This is a genomic window from Pseudoalteromonas sp. 1181_04, from assembly GCF_052850545.1.
Genome location: NZ_VXCS01000010.1, coordinates 37,425 through 57,317 on the forward strand (window position 1 = coordinate 37,425; position 19,893 = coordinate 57,317).

Sequence of the window (19,893 nt, forward strand, 5' to 3'; positions counted from 1 at the left end):
CCGTCTTTAATGCAATCTCTTTGGTCGATATGAAACTCAATCCTAAACAAGATGAAGCGGTAAAATATATTAGTGGTCCATGCCTAGTGCTGGCGGGGGCGGGATCAGGAAAAACTCGTGTAATTACTAATAAAATCGCTTACTTAGTACAAAAATGTGAGTATCAAGCACGTAATATTGCCGCGGTGACCTTTACTAATAAAGCGGCGAAAGAGATGCGCGAGCGAGTTTTTCAAACGTTAGGTAAAAAAGAGTCAAAAGGCTTGTGGGTATCTACCTTTCATACCTTAGGCCTTGAGATCATTAAAAAAGAACTAACAACGCTGGGTTTTAAACCTGGCTTTTCATTATTTGATGATCAAGATACTGGGCAATTAATTGCTGACTTAACTGAAGAAGAGCTAAAAAAAGACAAAGATTTACTCAATCTATTAAAAATGCAAATAGGCAGCTGGAAGAACGAGCTTATTTTACCAGAGCAAGCGATTCGCGAAGCGCGAGAGCCACAAAAAGCGCTATTTGCGCAATTGTATGCGCGTTATCAAACCCAGTTACGCGCCTATAATGCTTTGGATTTTGATGACTTGATCATGATCCCCACCTTATTACTGATCAATAATGCAACCTCGCGTGAGCGTTGGCAACAACGTTTCCGTTACCTGCTGGTGGATGAATATCAAGATACCAATACCAGTCAATATCAATTAGTTAAGTTGCTTGTGGGTGAGCGTGCGCGTTTTACCGTGGTAGGCGATGACGACCAATCAATCTATTCATGGCGCGGTGCACGACCACAAAACTTAGTGTTATTAAGCAAAGACTTTCCAGGTTTACGACTCATTAAGCTTGAGCAAAACTATCGCAGTGTGAAGCGTATTTTAAAAGCTGCTAATATCTTGATTGCCAATAACCCTCATGAATTTGATAAAAAACTGTTTAGTGAGTTAGAAAATGGCGAGCCGATCAAAGTGATTGGCTGTCGTGATGAAGAGCATGAATCAGAGCGGGTCGTCGCCGAGATCATCTCGCATAAATTTATGAAGCGCACCAGTTATAAAGATTACGCTATTTTATACCGTGGTAATCACCAAGCGCGTGGCTTTGAAAAGTCGTTAATGAGTAACCGAATACCTTACAAGATCAGTGGCGGAATGTCGTTTTTCTCACGCTCTGAGATCAAAGATATAATGGCGTACTTGCGCTTATTGGTGAATCAAGATGACGATAATGCGTTTCTACGTATTGTGAATACTCCGCGCCGTGAAATAGGCACAGTTACGCTGGAAAAGTTGGGTACCTTAGCCAATGAAAAACATGCCAGTTTATTTGCCACCTGTTTTGATAACGACTTAGGTTATCGCTTAAAAGGTCGTGGTTTAAACTCGTTGGCCGGATTTGCACGTTGGGTAGTTGAGCTGTCAGATAATGCGGTACGTGGTGATACCCTTGAAGCGGTAAAAGATTTAGTCAGACAAATAAATTACGAAGCTTATTTATACGAGTCATCACCGAGTGCGAAAGCCGCAGAAATGCGCATGAAGAATGTTTCTGAGTTGTACCGTTGGATCACAGATATGCTCACAGGTGATGCGGATAATCCGCCGTTGACGCTTGCTGAAGTGGTGAGTAAGTTAACGTTGCGTGACATGTTAGAACGTAACGAAGAAGAAGATGAAGCCGATGCGGTGCAATTACTCACGTTACATGCCTCTAAAGGCTTGGAGTATCCTTACGTATTTATGGTCGGCATGGAAGAGGGCTTATTACCGCATCAAGTAAGTATTGATGAAGAAAACGTTGATGAAGAGCGTCGCTTAGCCTATGTGGGGATCACTCGTGCTCAGCAAGAGCTGACCATGACCTATGCAAAAATTCGTCGTCAATTTGGCGAAACATCACAAACCGAGTTGAGCCGCTTTATACAAGAGCTACCGCAAGATGATTTAGCATTTGAAAATAAAAAAGCGCCAAATACGCAAGCCGAACGAATGGAAAAGGGCCAAGCCAGAGTCGCTAATTTACGTGCCATGCTGAAAAAGCCTGAGTAGTTCATCTAAACTGCGGATAATAAACTGGTTATCCGCGACGCATATCGTTAATTTAAAATTTGCTCGTTCGAAGAGTCAGCTGGGAGTGTTGCTGTGGAACTAATTGCATGCTGCCTACCAATAAATAGCGATAAACCATGAGTGTCGAGTAAGGCTCTATAATTTAATATTGAAGGGCCTTTCGCGATTACTTTTATTTGTTTTATCTTAGTTATTGCTAGTACACCTTGTAGTTGTAAATCAAAGCTTTGTTGTTGTAACACTCGCTTACTAAAGGTAGAGCTAAGTAATAAATAATCGAAATTAAGATCGCAAAGTAAATTAAGTTCGCAGCGATCTTTAGCAAAATCATTTAAGCCAATCGAATAGCCTTGTTCACTTAGCATTTTTAAATTACTAATTTGCACCGCTGAAGCGTAACGGATCTCTTGTTCGTTAAATAATAAACAAATTTGTTTTGTTATGCTGTGCTTTTGCATTGTTAAGCATAACGCCTGAAATTCATTTTTCTCCAGTAATAAACCCGAGCAAGGGAATAACACCATTTGCAGTTGTGCCGTTTTGATCTGCTGGCACGCCTTGGTTAATAACTGTAATTCCACTTCCAGCTGTTGTGCTTTATCAGCGGCAAACTTCTTTAATATTTCAAAACTGGTGCTGCCAAGTACTGGGTGTTCGCCAAATGCCTCAAGCAATGATTCTGATTGATGCTGTTCATCAAGTGTAATAATTTCAGAGCAGCGAAAATGCATTGGTAAAGAGTCTAAGTGATGACTGGTTTCCAACTCATATGGGCTTGTGCCGGCACTAAGCAGTGGATGGTAAAACTCAAACCGGCTGCGACCAGCATTTTTTGCATAATACATGGCAGCATCAGCATCACGAATAATTTCATCCGTGTGCTTGTAGTTTGTTTTTGAGTAGGTAATACCGACACTGGCACCACTTTGTACACAAATACCTTTCATACAAAATGGTTTTTTCATCAGTTCAATTAATCGCTTAGCAACATCTTCGGCTTGTTGGCGATCGGTTAAGTGCGTTAATAAAATTACAAACTCATCGCCACCTAAGCGCGCAAGTAAATCGTGCTCCCGAATACATTGTGAAAAAGACTCACTGACGCTAATTAAAAACTGATCACCGGCTTGATGACCAAGTTGATCGTTAATATCCTTAAACTTGTCTAAATCAATAAACAGCACAGCAAACTGTTGTTCAGGGTAACGTTGATAATGCTGTAGAGTTTTTTCTAATTGGGTTAAAAACAGACTGCGATTAGGCAAGCCAGTAAGTGGATCGTGGTGGGCATCATGATAAAGCTGTTGCTCTATTTTTTTGCGCTCTTCAATTTGCATTTGTAAATGCATATTGGTTTGGAGGATCTCTTTGGTTTTTTCAGCAACTCGAAACTCTAATTGTTGATGGCTTTGTTTTAAGGCTTGAGCAGCTAAATGTGCTTGTAATACAGTCGCTATTTGATGCGATACAAAGGTAATTAATTCAAAGTCGTCTTGATTAAAAATATGCTTATGATTGTAGGCTTGGCAAGTTATTAAGCCAATCACACCTTGCGCTGTTTTTAATGGCGCACCTAACCAGCTAGTTGCTGAGTTTGAGTCAGAGACTTGCCCTGGTCTTTCTACTTCACCGGATTTGAGCAGTTTTTGTGCTCGGGTACAATCAATGAGTTGAGTTTGTTCGGTACGTAACACTAATTCGCTATAACCTTTGGCGAAAGGGCGCGGTTGAGTGTTATCTCTATATTCATCCACACAGTACGGAAAGTTTAACCAACCCGTTTCGCGATCATACAATGCAATGTATAAATTCTCAGCGTAAGTTATTGATTTTATTATTTCATGTACTTGTTGATATACTTCATCAATATGCTTTGTTTGCGTCGCTAGCTCTGAAATTTTAAACAGAATATGTTGCCGTGCGAGGGTTTTTTTATGTTGTTCTACTTCGAGGTTAAGTGCTTCATTACTTTGCGTTAATGCGCGAGTTCTTATTTTTACTTCAGACTCTAATAGTTCGCGTTTTTTTACCCGCTCGATAGCCGTTGATAAGTAGAGCGACATTACTTCTAATAGCTCGATTTGTTGCTCAGAGTAGTTTTGTTGTTTATCGTAACTTTGTGCGACAAGCACCCCAATAATGCTTTGTTCTCGGTATACCGGCACGCCTACCCAATGTTCTGCTGGTGTGCCAAGTAATTTAAATAACCCCTTGTTGGCAGCAGCCTGCATTTCATCACCTTGGAAGTAGGTGGTTTTACCTTGTTTAAAAACATACCCAGTGACACCTTGGATAAAATTATTATCTTGATTAAGTGGCACAGAGATACCATCTTTTTCATCAGCAAAGTAAGAGAGTTCAAGGGTGTTACTAAATTGATTTAACAGCACCACGTAAAAACTTTTACTTGGCATATAATCTTGCAAAATATCATGAATAGCAGGGTAAAGTAGCGTTAATTCGGCAACAGAACTAGCTTGCTCTGATAATTGGATCAGGGCATTTTGTAAGTGGTGGGATTGCTTATACTTTTGGACTAGAGCTTTTAAACGATTATTTTTATGCTCCAGCTTATGTAGTAAAGCTGTTATATCTTCCAGTGACATTAAACCGATTTTTATTATTGTATATTTATTGGACTTATATTTTCACTTTTTTGGTTAATCGTCAAGCGGCCAATAGTATTAGAAAATGATAATAATAAGTAGTGATAAAGGTGTGGGGATATTTATTTTTATAATGAAAAAGGCTGATAAAAATCAGCCTTAATAAAAAAACAGTACAGAATTAAGTATTATTTTTTGCTCATAAAATCAATAGCTGCGCTTATTTCATCATCTGAGCAATCCATGCATGTACCGCGTGGTGGCATTGCATTAAAACCATTAATTGCATGACTTAGAAGCGTGTCAGCGCCTTTCGCTAAGCGTGGAGCCCAGTCATCTGCTGATTTTGGTGCACCAAGTGCGCCAGTACCATGACATGCAAAGCACGCACCTTGGTAAACTTGTTCACCGGTACGAGGACCTGTTGGCACTTCAGCAACTGCTGCTTTATCGCCTTCAAAGTAAACGGCACCTATAGGCGCGATACGTTTTTTGATCGCATCTTCAGTCATAGAGTTATCATATGGCTGTGCGTATGCGGTGGTTGCTAGCAATAATAATGCTGCTGATAGTTTTTTCATTTTGCCTTGCTCACTTCGATTTGAACGTGATCAATCACGATAGATGACGGAATTTAGAACGATTATAACGCTAAGCCGCAATTTATAAAACGCTACGATGTATTTTTCTTATGAAAAAACACTATTTTTTTGCGCCAGCGCAACAAAGCAGCTACTTTAGAATGACTGATTTGCGGTTTTTTTAGCACCTAATTAGCTCATTTTCAAAAGCGCAGCGACTAGTTTTTCAATACCTGCATCAGCATCTAAAATTGATTGCGCTAACATGTAAGCTGGAGTGCTTACGAGTTTATGTTGCTCATCAATTACAATATCATCTACTGCACAATTAATGTGTTGAGCGCCTAAACTTTGTAGTGCGTTGGCAGTATCAACATCATTACCAATAGTGGTTTTTACGCCAGCACTGTAGATCAATGGGATCATTGCTGGAGCAATGCACATATATCCTGCTGGTTTTTTGGCATTCGCAAATGCTTTAGCAGCACGGAGCATTTCAGGGTTTAATTGTGCTTGCGCACCATTGATCGCAAAATCACACAGGTTTTTAGCCGCGCCAAATCCACCAGGCACAATCAAAGCATCAAAGTCATTAGCATCTAACAGTGTTAACGCTTTGATATCGCCACGGGCAATGCGTGCCGCTTCGACTAATACGTTCCGGTTAGGGGTCATTTGTTCCCCATTCAGGTGATTGATCGTGTGCAATTGCTCAATATCAGGGGCAAAACACTGGTAGCTTGCTCCGGCTTTGGCAATATGTAATAACGTTAATACGGCTTCGTTGATTTCTGCACCGTCATAAACTCCACAACCTGCTAAAATTACAGCTATTTTTTTCATATACTATGCCCTTATTTATTATTCATAAAGTCAGTTTAGCATGACTTTTGCTGACTGTTATGGCCTTATTAAGATCATTTTGTGATCATCAATAATGATGAGTTAAAGATTATTTTTATTTGATCAATCCACTCGAGGCAGAGCAAAAACGCGCTATATGCTTTTTTTTAAGTTGGCTAATAGGAAAAAATTATAAAGGATCGCTATGATCTTTGATCCATTGTGATAGAATGCTCGTCCGGTTATTTATAAGGAATGAATTAACCGTTTTTTAGTTGTAAAAAGCCACAATCAAGCAAAGCAATAAAATGTTTTTCCACATTGTGATAAAAATAATAAAAAAAGAACCTCGTATTATCTTTTTAAAACAAAACATACACTTAACTTGTTTCTAAGTAGTTTTAAATTACTTTGGAGGAATAGCTTGTGGGTGTTATCTACATAGTTATCCACAACTTACTCTTATTTAACGGTTTAAACAAAGCTTAATTCACAGTCGTTTTATGCGTGCCCTTATGGCATGCTTACAGATATTTCGTTTTCTCTCATTTAGGATCCAATTACATCATGGCTCAGATCCCTGAAAATCCACTTATTTTAGTCGATGGCTCTTCCTACTTATTCCGTGCATATCATTCACCACCGCATTTAACTAACTCAAAAGGTGAAGCAACAGGCGCTATTTATGGCGTTGTTAACATGATGAAAAGCCTGATCAAACAGTATGATCCAAGCCATATGGTGGTGGTTTTTGATGCTAAAGGTAAAACTTTCCGTAATGATATGTACAGTGAGTACAAAGCCAACCGCCCGCCAATGCCCGATGATTTGCGCACGCAAATAGCGCCACTGCACGATATTATTAGGGCGATGGGTTTTCCGCTTATTAGTATTGAGGGTGTTGAAGCGGATGACGTGATTGGTACATTTGCCCGTATTGCTTCAGAGCAGCAGCGCCATGTATTGATCTCAACCGGTGATAAAGACATGGCTCAGTTAGTGAATGAGCATGTCACTTTGATCAATACCATGACCGACAGTATTTCTGATCCAGACACTGTGGTTGAAAAATTTGGCGTTGGTCCTGAACTGATCATCGATTACTTAGCTTTGATGGGCGATAAAGTAGATAACATCCCAGGTGTCGATGGATGCGGCCCTAAAACGGCGGTTAAGTGGTTACAAAAATACGGATCATTACAAGGTGTGCTTGATCATGCTGATGAGATCAAAGGTAAGATCGGCGAAAAGCTTGCCGCCGCAGTCGATCATTTACCGCTAAGTTATGAACTGGCTACCATTAAATGCGATGTTGAAGTTGAATCAGACTTAGATACCTTTAAATTGCAAGAGCCAAATCGCGATGAACTGATTGCCTTGTATGGCGAGTGTGAGTTCCGTCGCTGGTTAGCTGAGTTATTAGATAATCCAAAAGATGCAGACACTCACTTGGCTGTCCCCAGTGAAGCGAATGAATTACCGCAAGTGGCTGATGCTCACTATGAAACAATCCTGACAACAGAGCAATTAGATACTTTAGTCGAGCAATTAAATGCCGCTGAACTATTTGCCTTTGATACTGAAACAACCAGCCTTGATTACATGCAAGCTAAACTTGTCGGGATGAGTTTTGCTGTTAAAGCTGGCGAAGCCGTGTATTTACCGGTTGCCCATGATTATCCTGGCGCGCCCGAACAGTTAAGTTTAGAGACGGTGATGGCGAAGATCGGGCCAATTTTAGCTGATGAAAACAAAGCAAAAGTTGGTCAAAATTTAAAATATGATAAGAGTGTATTGGCTAATGCCGGTTTTGAGCTAAAGGGTATTAAATTCGATACTATGCTTGAATCTTACGTATTTAATAGTGTTGGTACTCGCCATGATATGGACTCGTTGGCGCTAAAATATTTAGGCCATAAAAATATCAGTTTTGAAGACATTGCTGGTAAAGGTAAAAAGCAGCTGACATTTAATCAAATCGAACTTGATAAAGCGGCACCTTATGCCGCAGAAGATGCGGATATTACGCTTCGTTTACACCAAGTATTATGGCCGAAACTTGCAGCCGATGAAAAGCTTAAATCGGTATTTGAAGATATAGAGATGCCGCTTGTCAGCGTTATTTCAGATATTGAGCGTACCGGTGTTGCGATTGATAGCAAAATGCTTGCCGCGCACAGCCAGCGTTTGGGTGAGCGTTTAATTGAGCTGGAAAAAGAAGCGCATGAGATTGCTGGTGAACCATTTAACTTAAGCTCACCAAAGCAATTACAAGTATTGTTGTTTGAAAAACTTGAACTGCCAGTTATTAAAAAAACGCCAAAAGGCGCACCTTCTACAGCTGAAGAAGTACTACAAGAGTTGGCTCACGATTACCCGCTGCCTAAAGTTATTATTGAGCACCGAGGTTTATCTAAGCTTAAATCAACCTACACTGATAAATTACCACTGATAGTGAATGAGCAAACGAAGCGTGTGCATACTTCTTATCATCAAGCGGTAACGGCAACTGGCCGATTAAGTTCAAGCGATCCTAATCTGCAAAATATTCCTATTCGTTCAGAAGAAGGACGCCGTATTCGTGAGGCTTTTATTGCTGCAGATGGCTATAAAATAGTGGCTGCCGATTACAGCCAAATCGAACTACGTATCATGGCGCACTTATCGCAAGATAAAGGCTTGTTAAATGCGTTTGCCAATGGTCTTGATGTACACAGTGCAACTGCTGCGGAAGTGTTTGGTGTTGAGTTAGAAGATGTAACCACGGATATGCGCCGTAAAGCTAAAGCGGTTAACTTTGGTTTAATTTATGGGATGTCGGCATTTGGTTTGGCACGTCAACTTGATGTTCCGCGCCATGAAGCGCAACATTACATTGATAAGTATTTTGAACGTTTCCCTGGTGTGCTTGAGTACATGGAATCAACCCGTGAGAAAGCTGCTGAAAATGGCTATGTTGAAACTATTTTTGGTCGTCGCTTACATTTACCAGAGATCAACGCCCGTAATGGCGCGCGCCGTAAAGGAGCCGAACGTGCTGCGATTAATGCACCAATGCAAGGCACCGCTGCTGATATCATCAAAAAAGCCATGCTAACAGTCAACAAATGGGTGTATGAACAAGCACCGAATACGGTTAAATTACTGATGCAAGTACACGATGAATTGGTATTTGAAATCAAAACTGAGTGTGTTGAGCAATACACCGCAGAAATTTGCCGGTTAATGTCTGATGCTGCGAAATTAGATGTGCCATTAGTGGTTGAAGCTGATAGCGGAGATAATTGGCAACAAGCCCATTAATCACTGAGCTTTTTAAATCATATAAGCGCGGCTGCATTGAGTGAAGCCGCGCTTTTTTATGTCTGTGAATAGGGTAGTCAGTTTTTTTTAAAAGGTGGCCATTCGGCTACTTTCTTAACGCTATAGTAGGTCACTCATTTAATGCAATGGATATAACACTAAAAACCGTCGCTTTTGATTTGTGGTTAAATGCTCATCAAGTAGCTGGGTAATTTTTTGCTCTGCTTGTTGTGGCTCATAGTGTTGCTTTAACTGTTTAATTTGTTGTGTGAGTTGCTCACTCAATGTTTGCCATTGCCGGCGCTGTTGCTCTAGAGCGATTAACCTTGTTGCCGCAGCATCGCCAAATTCCGCTGCTAGTTGATTGTAGTCTTGTTGTTGCAGGGCATCTTTTAGCTCAGTGTTTAAAGCTTTTAGATCGTTACTAGGTTTAAGTGCCTGGGTAATACGCTCAGGTTGCTCGCCCTCTAAATTAGATAACAATTGTTGCTTTAATTCATCACTAATATGGTTGTTCTGATTAATTTCAAGCTTGGCAATTGTATAGTGCTGCCACTCATTATCATCGTTAAATAAAAGAGTGATTTCAGCTGCATTGAAGTAGCGTTGTTGAAAAGCGATCATTGCAATTAATTGTTCGCTTAGCGGCAAATGAGCGAGTTGTTGCTGCAGCTCTGCCAGCGCTATTTTAAAGCTGAGGTAGCGATTAAAGAGCTCACTATTGATTTCGCATGCAGCTAACTTTTCGCACTGTTCTAGAGCCTGCGAAGCACTAAACTCACCGGACTCTTGGCTAGCTAAAATAACGTGTTCAAAAATGCTATCGATTGCCATCGGTTGATCGATATGTGGTGGCGTTGCACTTGTAAGCTTATCGTCGCTGAGTAAAAAAATCATAGCTGTGCTAGTGATAGATATCACTAACACTAAAATGAGCAACTGCTTCATTGTTTATAAGCCTAATTTTTTCAAGCGATTAGCATGTTGACGGTAGACTGTCAGTGGATCGGTTGTAAATAAATGATGAAAGCCAATCAGTTGATTCACTTCATCAAGGTGATTCATGCGGTAATTATCTTTTAATACATAACCTAAATGGCTACTACAACGAGAGACTAAGCCATCGTCATCGCCTGGGATCAGTATTGCAGTGATCGCCAGTGCTGCATCTGATGGGTCAAATATATTTGTTAAAGTTCGAGTGCCACTCCAAGAAAAGTAATATACGCCATTACTGGCATACATAGGTCCTTGCTGGCATTGCTCAGCAGGTAGGCCTTCTGGATATTTTTGATTAAAGGCCAGCGCGCCCTCAGTGGTTAAGCTCTCCAGTGCACCAAGCGCATCTTGTGGTAACTGACTATTGTCAGAGAGTAATGCGATTAACCCGCCAAATGCATCAAAGGCTGTTTTAGCTATACCTTCTAGCTTAGATCCAGGAGTCAGTCCTTGGCGCACCACATCAGCAACAGGGCTACCAAAATTAACACCGCCAACACTGGTCGCTGAGGCAACTAAGTCGGGGCGTAGTGAGGCAACATAGCGAATACTTTGCGCACCTTGACTATGACCAATGAGATTTACTTTTGTTGTACCAGTTAGCGCAATAATCTGTTCAACTTGCTGTAGTAACTGCTCGCCTCGTTGTTCAGAGCTATTCAGCGAGGATACGGCCGTGACGAAAACCTGTGCGCCATCACGACTGAGGCTTGCTGGTACCCGATAAAAATAATCGACACCTAATACATCGTCAAAACCCATCAAACCATGTGCTAATACAATTGGGTATTTAGTTTGGGTATAGCCTGCATTAGCGCTATTACTGAAGATAAACAGCAGGCAGCATAAGTATAGAGTGGTTATTTTTTTCATGATCAGTGCTCTTTTATTGTGTGTGTTTGATCACGCTTTGAACTGCTGTTTACAGACAAAGTGTGTGGATTTTTTATTCTAATTAGTTAATAGAGCAAATTTTGAGCTGAAATTCAATGTTAATATTAAGTTAAATTAACATGCAATTTGTAGTATTAGTTATATGTTTATCAATTCGACTAGTTAGTACCTGTATTTAGTTTATTTATCATGGTTAGTTTGGTAAAGTCCGCGTCGTCCTCATCCTGTAGGACATCCTGTTGATGATGCACTCGAAAGGGTGCTCGTATTGATAGCTTCTCCCCAGTTTGCTATACCGGCCCAGCATTAATTTGTTGGGTCGTTTTTTTGTCTCTGTTATTTATTATGCTATTGATTGCACTTCATAGAACAAGTGATACCATTGAATCTCATTTTCATTTTGAAAGGAATGCGTGATGGTTAAATCAATTGCGATATTAGGTCTTTCGTTATCAAGCCTATTAGTCTCTGGTGTTGCCTGTGCTGACTGGCAGGTTAACAATGATCAAAGCAAAGTAAGTTTTGTGTCTATTAAGTCAAATAGTATTGCTGAAGTGCATCACTTCAAAAATGTGTCAGGTAGTTTAGCTGAAAATGGCTCTTTATCAGTCGATATTGATCTGAGCTCAGTTGAAACGATGATCCCTATTCGTAATGAACGCATGACCAAGTTGTTATTTGAAACAGCGAAGTTTCCAACCGCAACCATAACAGCTAATTTAAGCAAGCAATTAAAAGCGCTTAAGCCTGGCCAACATGTATTTAAAGGTATTAGTGCTGAACTTGATTTTCATGGTGCTAAGAAAGAGATTACAGTGGATGTTATCGCCAACTTGTCATCGCAAGGGGATATCAGCGTTTCATCAATGAGCCCAATTATCATTAATGGCGCAGACTTTGCTGTCATTGATGGCATTATGCAATTGCAAAAGTTAGCAGGTTTACCATCGATAGCAACGGCAGTACCGGTTAGTTTTTCATTAACGATGAACAAGCTTAAATAATGCACTCTTTGAATGAGCTTGCCACTGCACTTGAGCAGCCAAGCAAGCCATTTTCTCAATGGCAGCCGCAGCATTGTGGCGAGCTGCCAATTATCATCAATCAGCAAGGTGAGTGGTTATACGGTGGCAGTAAAATTACTCGTATCGCTATGGTTAAGCTGTTTGCCTCAGTTCTTTGCAAAGAGCAGGATACTTTTTACTTAAAAACACCAATCGAAAAAATAGCTATTACTGTCCATGATGCTCCCTTTATAATCGTTAATTGGCGCTTTGAAATGACAGAGCAAGGGCAAGTGTTATGTTGTGTGGATAATTTACAGCGAACTTGGCTAGTAACCTGCGAACAACCTTTAGTAGTACAAGATTATCAGGGCAATGATGTGCCGTATTTACAGTTACCGTATGGCTGTAGTGCTCGAGTATCAAGAAGTGTGTTTTATCAGTGGGCAGAAATAGCACAAGCTGATAAGCAAGGCTATTTCATTCAATCTGCGGGTCAGCGTTTTTACTTAAACGTGTGATTAAGCATCTGATTCAGGCGTTTGTTCAATATCAGTAGGTGGTATTGCAACAATTGGCCCTAGGAACCATTCATCTAATTTCTTAGCAACTTCAGGTAATCCTGTGCCTTTTAAAGATGAAAACGCATGAACGGTAATATCACCTTCTAAGCTGCTTAACTCACGACGAACTTGCAGCACCTGTGCTTTACGTGCACCTTGCTTTAGTTTGTCGGCTTTAGTTAACAGTGCCAATACTGGAATTTCACTACCAATTGCCCAATTAATTAAATCGCGGTCTAAATCTTTAAGAGGATGACGAATATCCATTAAGATCACGATACCTTTTAAACTTTGACGTTTTTGCAGGTACTCACCTAATGACTTTTGCCATTTCTTTTTCATTTCGATCGGTACCTTAGCAAAACCATAGCCAGGTAAATCGATTAGGCGCATATCATCAACATCGGCTAATTCAAATGTGTTGATCAGTTGCGTACGACCAGGGGTTTTACTAGTACGTGCCAGCTTTTGGTCAGTTAATGCATTAAGAGCACTAGACTTACCGGCGTTGGAGCGGCCAGCAAAGGCAACTTCAATTCCCGTATCAGCAGGCAATTTAGTGATATCTGGAGCGCTGGTAACGAACGACGCAGTGTTATATTTGATACGAGATTTGAGCACAGGCTCTCCTAGAAACTTAATTAAGTATTACAGCGAGTAAACTTTACTTAATTAAAGTTCACTTAAGGTGCGCATTTTATACTATTACTACACTATTAAAAAGCGGATTTAGACTAAGATAGCAGCCTAAAATCAACTAAAATGATACGGCCAAAGCTTAATCTAGGTCAAAACCCTATAATTTATAAGTTTAATATGAGTAGAAAACGTGCCAGAGAATTTATTATCGTGTAGAATATGTAAATCACAACATCCATATTGTAGATGATACAGGGTCGGAAACAGAGAATTCACCATGAAAAAAATAGCACTATCTTTAACTATATTGCTTGGTGCGTTGTCAGCAAGCAACGCAACAGCATTTGATGGCGATGTAAACGCAGGTAAAGAAAAATCAGCAACGTGTGCGGCTTGTCACGGCCCAGACGGTAACGCGCCGGTTAATATCTACCCAAAACTTGCAGGCCAACACGCGGATTATATTTATAAGCAACTTACTGAATTGAAGTTAGGTATGACTTCAGGTGGTAAAGAGGGTCGTATGGATCCAGTCATGAGCGCGATGGCAATGCCATTGAACGATCAAGACATGAAAGATTTGGCTGCTTATTTTTCGTCACTTAACATGTCAGAGGGTGCAACACCTAAAGATATCGTTGACGTTGGCGCCATGCTTTATAAAGCAGGTGACGCAGAACGTGGTATTCCAGCATGCGCAGCATGTCATGGCCCACGTGGTAATGGCTCATCATTAGCTAAGTTTCCAAAAATTTCTTTTCAACATCCAGAATACATCAAGTCACAACTTGAGAAATTCCGTGATGGTGTGCGTCATAATGATTTAAATGGCATGATGCAAGATATTGCCACCAAGCTAACAGACAAAGATATCGAAGTGCTTTCTAAGTACTTAGGTGGACTACACTAAAGTAGTATAGATTAGTTTTATTATTAATCCTAAAATCTATAGTGGTTACAAAAAGCAGCGTAAGCTGCTTTTTTTGTATTTGTGTTTTGTCGATATTACCTCTTTCCTTGTAAGACATTGACCATGCCTTGCTGTAAGCTAAATCCTATTTTTATTTTTGTTTTTATCATAACTTATTGTAATTTAATGTTTTGGTTATGTTGCAATTTGTATTGCGTAAGAAAAATTATATAAATTAGTTGTAACAAAATTATTAATGCGTAAATTAACCCTTGTCGCTGAAACAATAAGAACAAAATGGACTAAACTACACGGAAAGTAGTGTGACGTGATTATCGGGGATAAGACATCGGTTGATGTCACCGAAGGAATATTAAAAAAGAGTCAATGAAGACCGAGAATAATAAAATCTCACGGAAGTTTAAAATAAAAACAAAATGGAATGCTACACGGAAGGTAAAAATAATAACAACATGGAACAACAAAAATAATAACAATAATAAAGACTAAAAAGTCGAAGGGAGAAGTGTCCAGTTAAATGGCGCTCAGATTAGCAGGCGGTAGAGATGTTTTCTCTACCGCCTTTTTATTTGTCCTGTTACAATAGCCATCGTTTATACTTAAATGTATAGAAAGTGCGCAAGTAGTCGAGTTACCCAACCTCAATCCGCACAAACCGAATTCTTCTGGCAAGGCCAGCATCGCAACGCCAAAATGCGCGTTGCTCAAAACCTCTTAAGTGAGATGATCAAGATATGAGTAGAACTAAAAAGTCACGTAAAATCCCGTCTAACGGTCCTGTTCGTTTAAGCAAAGATAAGCTTAAAGAAATGCGTGCATTGAAAGAACAACGCGTTAAAAAGACCAAAGGTGCAAAGCCAGGTTCACGTAATTCGATAGACGCTTTACAGCCTGAGAGTAATAGTAATCAGCAACATAAAGACAAACGTGTTGGTAGTAAAAAACCAATCCCTTTAATTGCCGTTGCAGCTGAACCAGTTATTGAGCTTAAACGTAACTTGAAGCCACAAGTTGAACTGAAAAAAGTAGTTCAGCCTGAGCTTTCACCAGAGCAAGAATTAGAAGCGCTAGAAAATGACGAGCGCTTATTGAAGCTGGTTGAGTTACATGAAAGTGGCCAGTTATTAACAGGTAAAGATGCAAAATACTTCAACAGCCGTATTGCACGTCATCAAGTGTTATGTGAATTGCTTGGTATTGAAGACGAAGCTGATGATTTTGATGATGAAGAGTTTAGCGAAGAAGCTAATAGTGACTTTGATCATTACTTGTCGAATGATTTAGCCAATGAATGGTTAGATGACGAGGACGATAAATAATGAACATAATGATCTTGGCTCTGTGTGTTGGCGCTGTGATCATTGCGGGGCTGGCATTTTATGCTGGCCAATTACTGTATAAACTCAGTGCGCAAAAAAAACTGATCGCGAAAGAGCAGGTAAAGCAGCAAGCTAAGTTAGCTAAGTCGCGCTTAGAGCGTAATGCCAAGCTCGCAGACAGCATTCATTTAATCGCCCGTGCTATGCACCAAGAGCAATGTGAGTTCTCAGAAGGGTGTTTGCGTATTTGGGTGCTAATGTCGCAATACAGCTTTGAGGATGACGAAGACCTTCCAGGGCGTTATCCAGGCATATTTGCGATGTATGAAGTGGTAAAAGAAATGCCAACTCATGACGCTCGTAAAAAATATTCGAAAAAAGAAATATTTAAACAAGACAGCGCTCGCTGGCGTGCTGAAGAAACTCATGCAGAGCAAATTAAAGCTGACTGTGAGAAAATCATTGAAGAGTTTAAAGCAGCCCCTGGTAGCGAAAACGTGGTGTTTAACTAATTTTACAGTATCAATAAAAAAGCAGACCTCGGTCTGCTTTTTTTATGCTTGTGCACTCAGATTAAATTACCCGAGAGAACCGAGTCGCGTTAATCTGTTTTTGTAAATGAGCATCAAAACACATACAAATGATACGAATAAACAAATTGCCGCGTGCTGTGACGGTTATTAAGTCTGCATCGATAGTCACCATGCCATCTGCTATTAGTGGCTCAAGAGCTTGCAGTGAGCTGGCAAAGTAATCTTTAAAGTCGAGTTGATAGGTATTAGCAATACTTTGCATATTCAGTTCAAAGTGGCAAATAAGCTGTTTGATCACATCAGCGCGAATAACGTCATCATTATCAAGTTTCATACCTTTGCTGATTGCACTGCCAAGCTGATTATCAATCGCGTGATAGTAATGCTTTAACTCTTTTTGATTTTGCAAAATAGCAGTGCCAATTTGTGAAATTGATGACACCCCTAAACCCAGTAAATCACAGTCACCATGAGTGGTGTAGCCTTGAAAATTACGATGTAATTGCTGACTATTTTGTGCAATAGCTAACTCATTACTGGTTTTTGCAAAGTGATCCATACCAATAAACTGATAACCTGCGTTACTCATTTGTTCTAAGGTATTCTTAAACATGGTGAGCTTATCGTGAGCGCTAGGTAAATCTGCATCCTTAATTTTTCGCTGAGCGGCAAAGCGATCCGGTAAGTGCGCGTAATTAAATACCGATACACGATCAGGACTAAGGGCAATTAATTGCTCAATAGTCTCTTTAAAGCTCTCAGGGGTTTGCAGTGGTAAGCCATAAATCATATCTGCATTAATTGATTTGAAGCCGAGTTCACGGGCTTCACCAATCAAACTTTTTACTGCATCAGCACTTTGTGGACGGTTAACGGCAAGCTGTACATCATCATTAAAGTCTTGAATGCCAAATGATACACGGTTAAAGCCAAGGCTACGCAAGTGGCTGAGCATGTCAGTTGCCAGTGAGCGAGGGTCTATTTCAATACCACGCTCTGCATCGGGAGCAAACTTAAAGTGCAGCTCAAGTAGCGCGATTAAACGGCTCATTTGGCTGGTTGTTAAAAAAGTGGGCGTGCCACCGCCTAAATGCAGTTGCTGTACTTGATAGCTATCAAATAGCAGCGCTTGAGCGATGATTTCTTTTTCAAGATAATCTAGGTATAAGTCAGCTTTTGATTGATGGCGGGTTATTACTTTGTTACAGCCACAGTAATAGCAAAGCTGACTGCAAAACGGAATGTGGATATATAAAGATAAGCTGCGACTGTTTGATGAGTTAATTGCACTGATCAAGTCTTGTTGTTGATAGCCATCATTAAACGACAATGCTGTGGGGTAGGAGGTGTATCTTGGTCCAGACACATTGTACTTATTTATTAAGCTTTGATCCCATTTGGGTAAATTAATCATCACGCGCACCTTTTATATCATTTTCGTTAGTATAAAAAGGATGCGTCGAGGGAATATTGATCTACAACAAAAAAGAGTGCCGGAGCACTCTTTTGCTTATCAATATTGGCTTACTTAAGCTTAAACTGATTAACTGTTTTATTTAGTAAGCTGGCAAGCTCGTTAAGGTCCCTGGCTTCATCAGCAAGCTCAAGGGCATGATCTGCAGTGCTGTTCACTAAGTGATTAATTGCCGCTAAACTATTATTTATATCTTCGGCAACCACCGTTTGTTGCTCGGTTGAGGTGGCAATGTGATGACTTTGATCTTGTACTTTAGTCACTGAGTCAGCAATGTTTTGCAATGCATCTAGTACTTCTTGAGTTTGCGTAACCGAGCTTTGCGCGCGCTCTTGTCCTTGTTGCATCATAGTTGAAGCTTGCTGTGCAATTTGCTGTAAGCGTGAGATCATGTTGCGAATATCATCAGTTGACTCTTGTGTGCGACTGGCCAACGAGCGAACTTCATCGGCTACGACCGCAAAGCCACGGCCTTGCTCACCAGCACGGGCGGCTTCAATTGCAGCGTTCAGCGCCAGCAAATTGGTTTGCTCTGCAATGGAATTGATCACATCAACTACGGCGCCGATGTTACCACTTTCTTGCTCTAGGCCTGCGACCACTTTAGCAGCTTCGCCAATATGCTCAGCTAAGGCGGTCATCACGCTTTGTGCATTTTGCGAGCGAGTGGCGCCATCTGCGGTGATCTGTTGGACTTCCTCAGCTGCATTGTTGGTGTGTTGTGCATTACGCGAGATCTCCATAACCGTGGTCGCCATTTCGGTTACTGCAGCGCTAACACTATCAACCTGCTGTTTTTCTTGTTGAATTTCGTCATTAGTTTGTTGCGAAACCGATTTTAATTGTGCCGCCGCATCGGTAAGTTGTTCAGCCTGTGCTGCGGTATTAAGCATCATAACGTGCAACTTATCAATAAAGGTATTCATATGATGAGCTAACTGGCCAACTTCATCTTTGCTATCAATAGTAATTTTTTGGGTTAAATCGCCATCCCCAGAAGCAATATCGCGCATAATATGGGTTAAGGTGATGATCGGTTGTGAGATCATCTGTGTGGCCCACAAAATCATTGCGATGATGATTAATAAAATAATAACGACCGAGCTGGTGGTGGTCATGACCGCGTCATTTACTGGCTCATCAATCATAGTGTGTGGCACTAAAATACCCACGTACCAGTTTAGATAAGGATGCTCTAATTGTAAGCGGTTATAAACCACAAAGTACTCTTGCCCTTGCAAGGTTACTTTGGCATCACCAGCGACGTTATTTTTCATTTGCTGGTTGAGCGCACTGAAGCCTTGCGTGTCGCTAAATTGTTTTTCAAGTACTTCTAAGCCTTCTTTACCGTTAGGGCCTTCATCGGTGATTGAAAGTTTATGGTTGGTACGTTTTGAGAAATGCACCACTTTTTGGTCGCCATCGAGTAAAAAGCCAAAACCTTGACCGTTAAAACGAATATCTTCGACCATTTTATTGATTTTATTCAGTTGTAAATCTACGCCACCAAAACCAATTAGTTCGCGTTGCTTATTATAAACAGGCTGTTGCACAACCGCAGAGGCATTACCTGTGGTTAAATCAACTGAAATGGGCCCGACATATAAACGGTTAATTTTTAATGCATCTTGCCACCAACCACGTTTATAAGCGTAATACGGCTGGCCATTATAGTGGGTAGTACGTTCATGCTCTTTAAAATATTCACCGGTTTTGGCGGAGGCAAAAAATGCCGAGAGAATATTTTCATCATTGCCACTAATGCGTATAAAGTCTTGATTTACTTCGTCGTAGCCTAGCGCACCTTGGAGTGTTTGGTCGCGTTTATCCCATGCGTCAAACCAGTTAACGAGATGAGGATTATTCACAAAAGTTTCTACAACTTTGCCATATTGAGCAAAATAGCTCTGCATTGACAGCTGTTCACTTTGTAAGTAGCTGTATGCTTCGCGTTCAATACTTTGACGAGACAAGGCGGCTATATGGTTCACAAAGTAAGCCGAGGCAATAAGTAACAGCACACTGATAGTGCCACCAATTAATAACAGGATTTTTTTTCGTAATGATAGATTTCGTAACATAAGTGCACACATTCTTATTATTTAGTAGAGTAAGCACTCTTATCTAATCATATC

General features: G+C 40.5%; 15 protein-coding genes. 7 read left to right on the forward strand and 8 right to left on the reverse strand.

Translation table 11 applies throughout. The annotated features are described in order from the left end of the window. The first annotated feature begins 29 nt into the window (after positions 1-29). Positions 30-2,048: a DNA helicase Rep gene (gene rep / locus FW757_RS09835; protein ID WP_145238754.1), complete on the forward strand. Its 2,019-nt coding sequence runs from the start codon at positions 30-32 to the stop codon at positions 2,046-2,048. Between the two features lie 47 nt (positions 2,049-2,095). Here the strand turns inward: rep and FW757_RS09840 are convergent, their stop codons facing one another. The 3 genes from FW757_RS09840 to elbB all read right to left on the reverse strand — a co-directional run bounded on the left by FW757_RS09840 (position 2,096) and on the right by elbB (position 6,099). After that, the gene (locus FW757_RS09840) at positions 2,096-4,675 is read right to left on the reverse strand and encodes a diguanylate cyclase domain-containing protein (RefSeq protein WP_446441182.1); all 2,580 of its coding nucleotides are present in this window, start codon (positions 4,673-4,675) and stop codon (positions 2,096-2,098) included. Positions 4,676-4,863: 188 nt separating this feature from the next. Beyond that, positions 4,864-5,256, reverse strand: a complete 393-nt coding sequence (locus FW757_RS09845) for a c-type cytochrome (RefSeq protein ID WP_149982602.1) — start codon at positions 5,254-5,256, stop codon at positions 4,864-4,866. Positions 5,257-5,448: 192 nt separating this feature from the next. After that, positions 5,449-6,099: an isoprenoid biosynthesis glyoxalase ElbB gene (gene elbB, locus FW757_RS09850; RefSeq protein ID WP_149982603.1), complete on the reverse strand. Its 651-nt coding sequence runs from the start codon at positions 6,097-6,099 to the stop codon at positions 5,449-5,451. A gap of 567 nt (positions 6,100-6,666) precedes the next feature. Between elbB and polA the strand changes: the two genes are divergently transcribed. Further along, positions 6,667-9,402, forward strand: coding sequence for a DNA polymerase I (gene polA / locus FW757_RS09855; RefSeq protein ID WP_182717677.1), 2,736 nt, complete (start codon positions 6,667-6,669; stop codon positions 9,400-9,402). A gap of 138 nt (positions 9,403-9,540) precedes the next feature. On the opposite strand, the gene FW757_RS09860 is transcribed toward polA, so the two are convergent. After that, positions 9,541-10,350: a lipase secretion chaperone gene (locus FW757_RS09860; protein ID WP_446441183.1), complete on the reverse strand. Its 810-nt coding sequence runs from the start codon at positions 10,348-10,350 to the stop codon at positions 9,541-9,543. Between the two features lie 3 nt (positions 10,351-10,353). Next, positions 10,354-11,274, reverse strand: a complete 921-nt coding sequence (locus tag FW757_RS09865) for a lipase family alpha/beta hydrolase (RefSeq protein ID WP_182740281.1) — start codon at positions 11,272-11,274, stop codon at positions 10,354-10,356. 437 nt (positions 11,275-11,711) lie between these two features. On the opposite strand from FW757_RS09865, the gene FW757_RS09870 reads away from it, so the two are divergent. Together FW757_RS09870 and FW757_RS09875 are read left to right on the forward strand one after the other, a co-directional pair. Continuing rightward, entirely contained in the window at positions 11,712-12,299 is a 588-nt protein-coding gene (locus FW757_RS09870) for a YceI family protein (RefSeq protein ID WP_182717680.1), read from the forward strand. After that, positions 12,299-12,820 (forward strand): DUF1285 domain-containing protein, encoded by a 522-nt coding sequence (locus tag FW757_RS09875; protein WP_145238431.1) that lies wholly within the window; start codon positions 12,299-12,301, stop codon positions 12,818-12,820. Before FW757_RS09870 ends, FW757_RS09875 begins: the two co-directional genes overlap by 1 nt. Here the strand turns inward: FW757_RS09875 and yihA are convergent, their stop codons facing one another. Further along, on the reverse strand, positions 12,821-13,483 hold the full coding sequence (gene yihA / locus FW757_RS09880) for a ribosome biogenesis GTP-binding protein YihA/YsxC (protein WP_182740283.1): 663 nt from the start codon (positions 13,481-13,483) through the stop codon (positions 12,821-12,823). 295 nt (positions 13,484-13,778) lie between these two features. Between yihA and FW757_RS09885 the strand changes: the two genes are divergently transcribed. From FW757_RS09885 to FW757_RS09895, 3 genes are all read left to right on the forward strand, one after another. Then, positions 13,779-14,411: a c-type cytochrome gene (locus FW757_RS09885; RefSeq protein WP_149982610.1), complete on the forward strand. Its 633-nt coding sequence runs from the start codon at positions 13,779-13,781 to the stop codon at positions 14,409-14,411. A gap of 755 nt (positions 14,412-15,166) precedes the next feature. Then, positions 15,167-15,751, forward strand: coding sequence for a Der GTPase-activating protein YihI (yihI, locus tag FW757_RS09890; RefSeq protein ID WP_145238440.1), 585 nt, complete (start codon positions 15,167-15,169; stop codon positions 15,749-15,751). Beyond that, positions 15,751-16,263 carry a DUF2489 domain-containing protein gene (locus tag FW757_RS09895; protein ID WP_220491317.1) on the forward strand — a complete coding sequence of 171 codons (513 nt, stop codon included), beginning with the start codon at positions 15,751-15,753 and terminating at the stop codon, positions 16,261-16,263. Before yihI ends, FW757_RS09895 begins: the two co-directional genes overlap by 1 nt. 61 nt (positions 16,264-16,324) lie before the next feature. Here the strand turns inward: FW757_RS09895 and hemN are convergent, their stop codons facing one another. Together hemN and FW757_RS09905 are read right to left on the reverse strand one after the other, a co-directional pair. After that, the gene (hemN, locus tag FW757_RS09900) at positions 16,325-17,698 is read right to left on the reverse strand and encodes an oxygen-independent coproporphyrinogen III oxidase (protein WP_182717683.1); all 1,374 of its coding nucleotides are present in this window, start codon (positions 17,696-17,698) and stop codon (positions 16,325-16,327) included. 110 nt (positions 17,699-17,808) lie between these two features. Beyond that, positions 17,809-19,839 (reverse strand): methyl-accepting chemotaxis protein, encoded by a 2,031-nt coding sequence (locus FW757_RS09905; RefSeq protein ID WP_182740284.1) that lies wholly within the window; start codon positions 19,837-19,839, stop codon positions 17,809-17,811. Between the last annotated feature and the right edge of the window lie 54 nt (positions 19,840-19,893).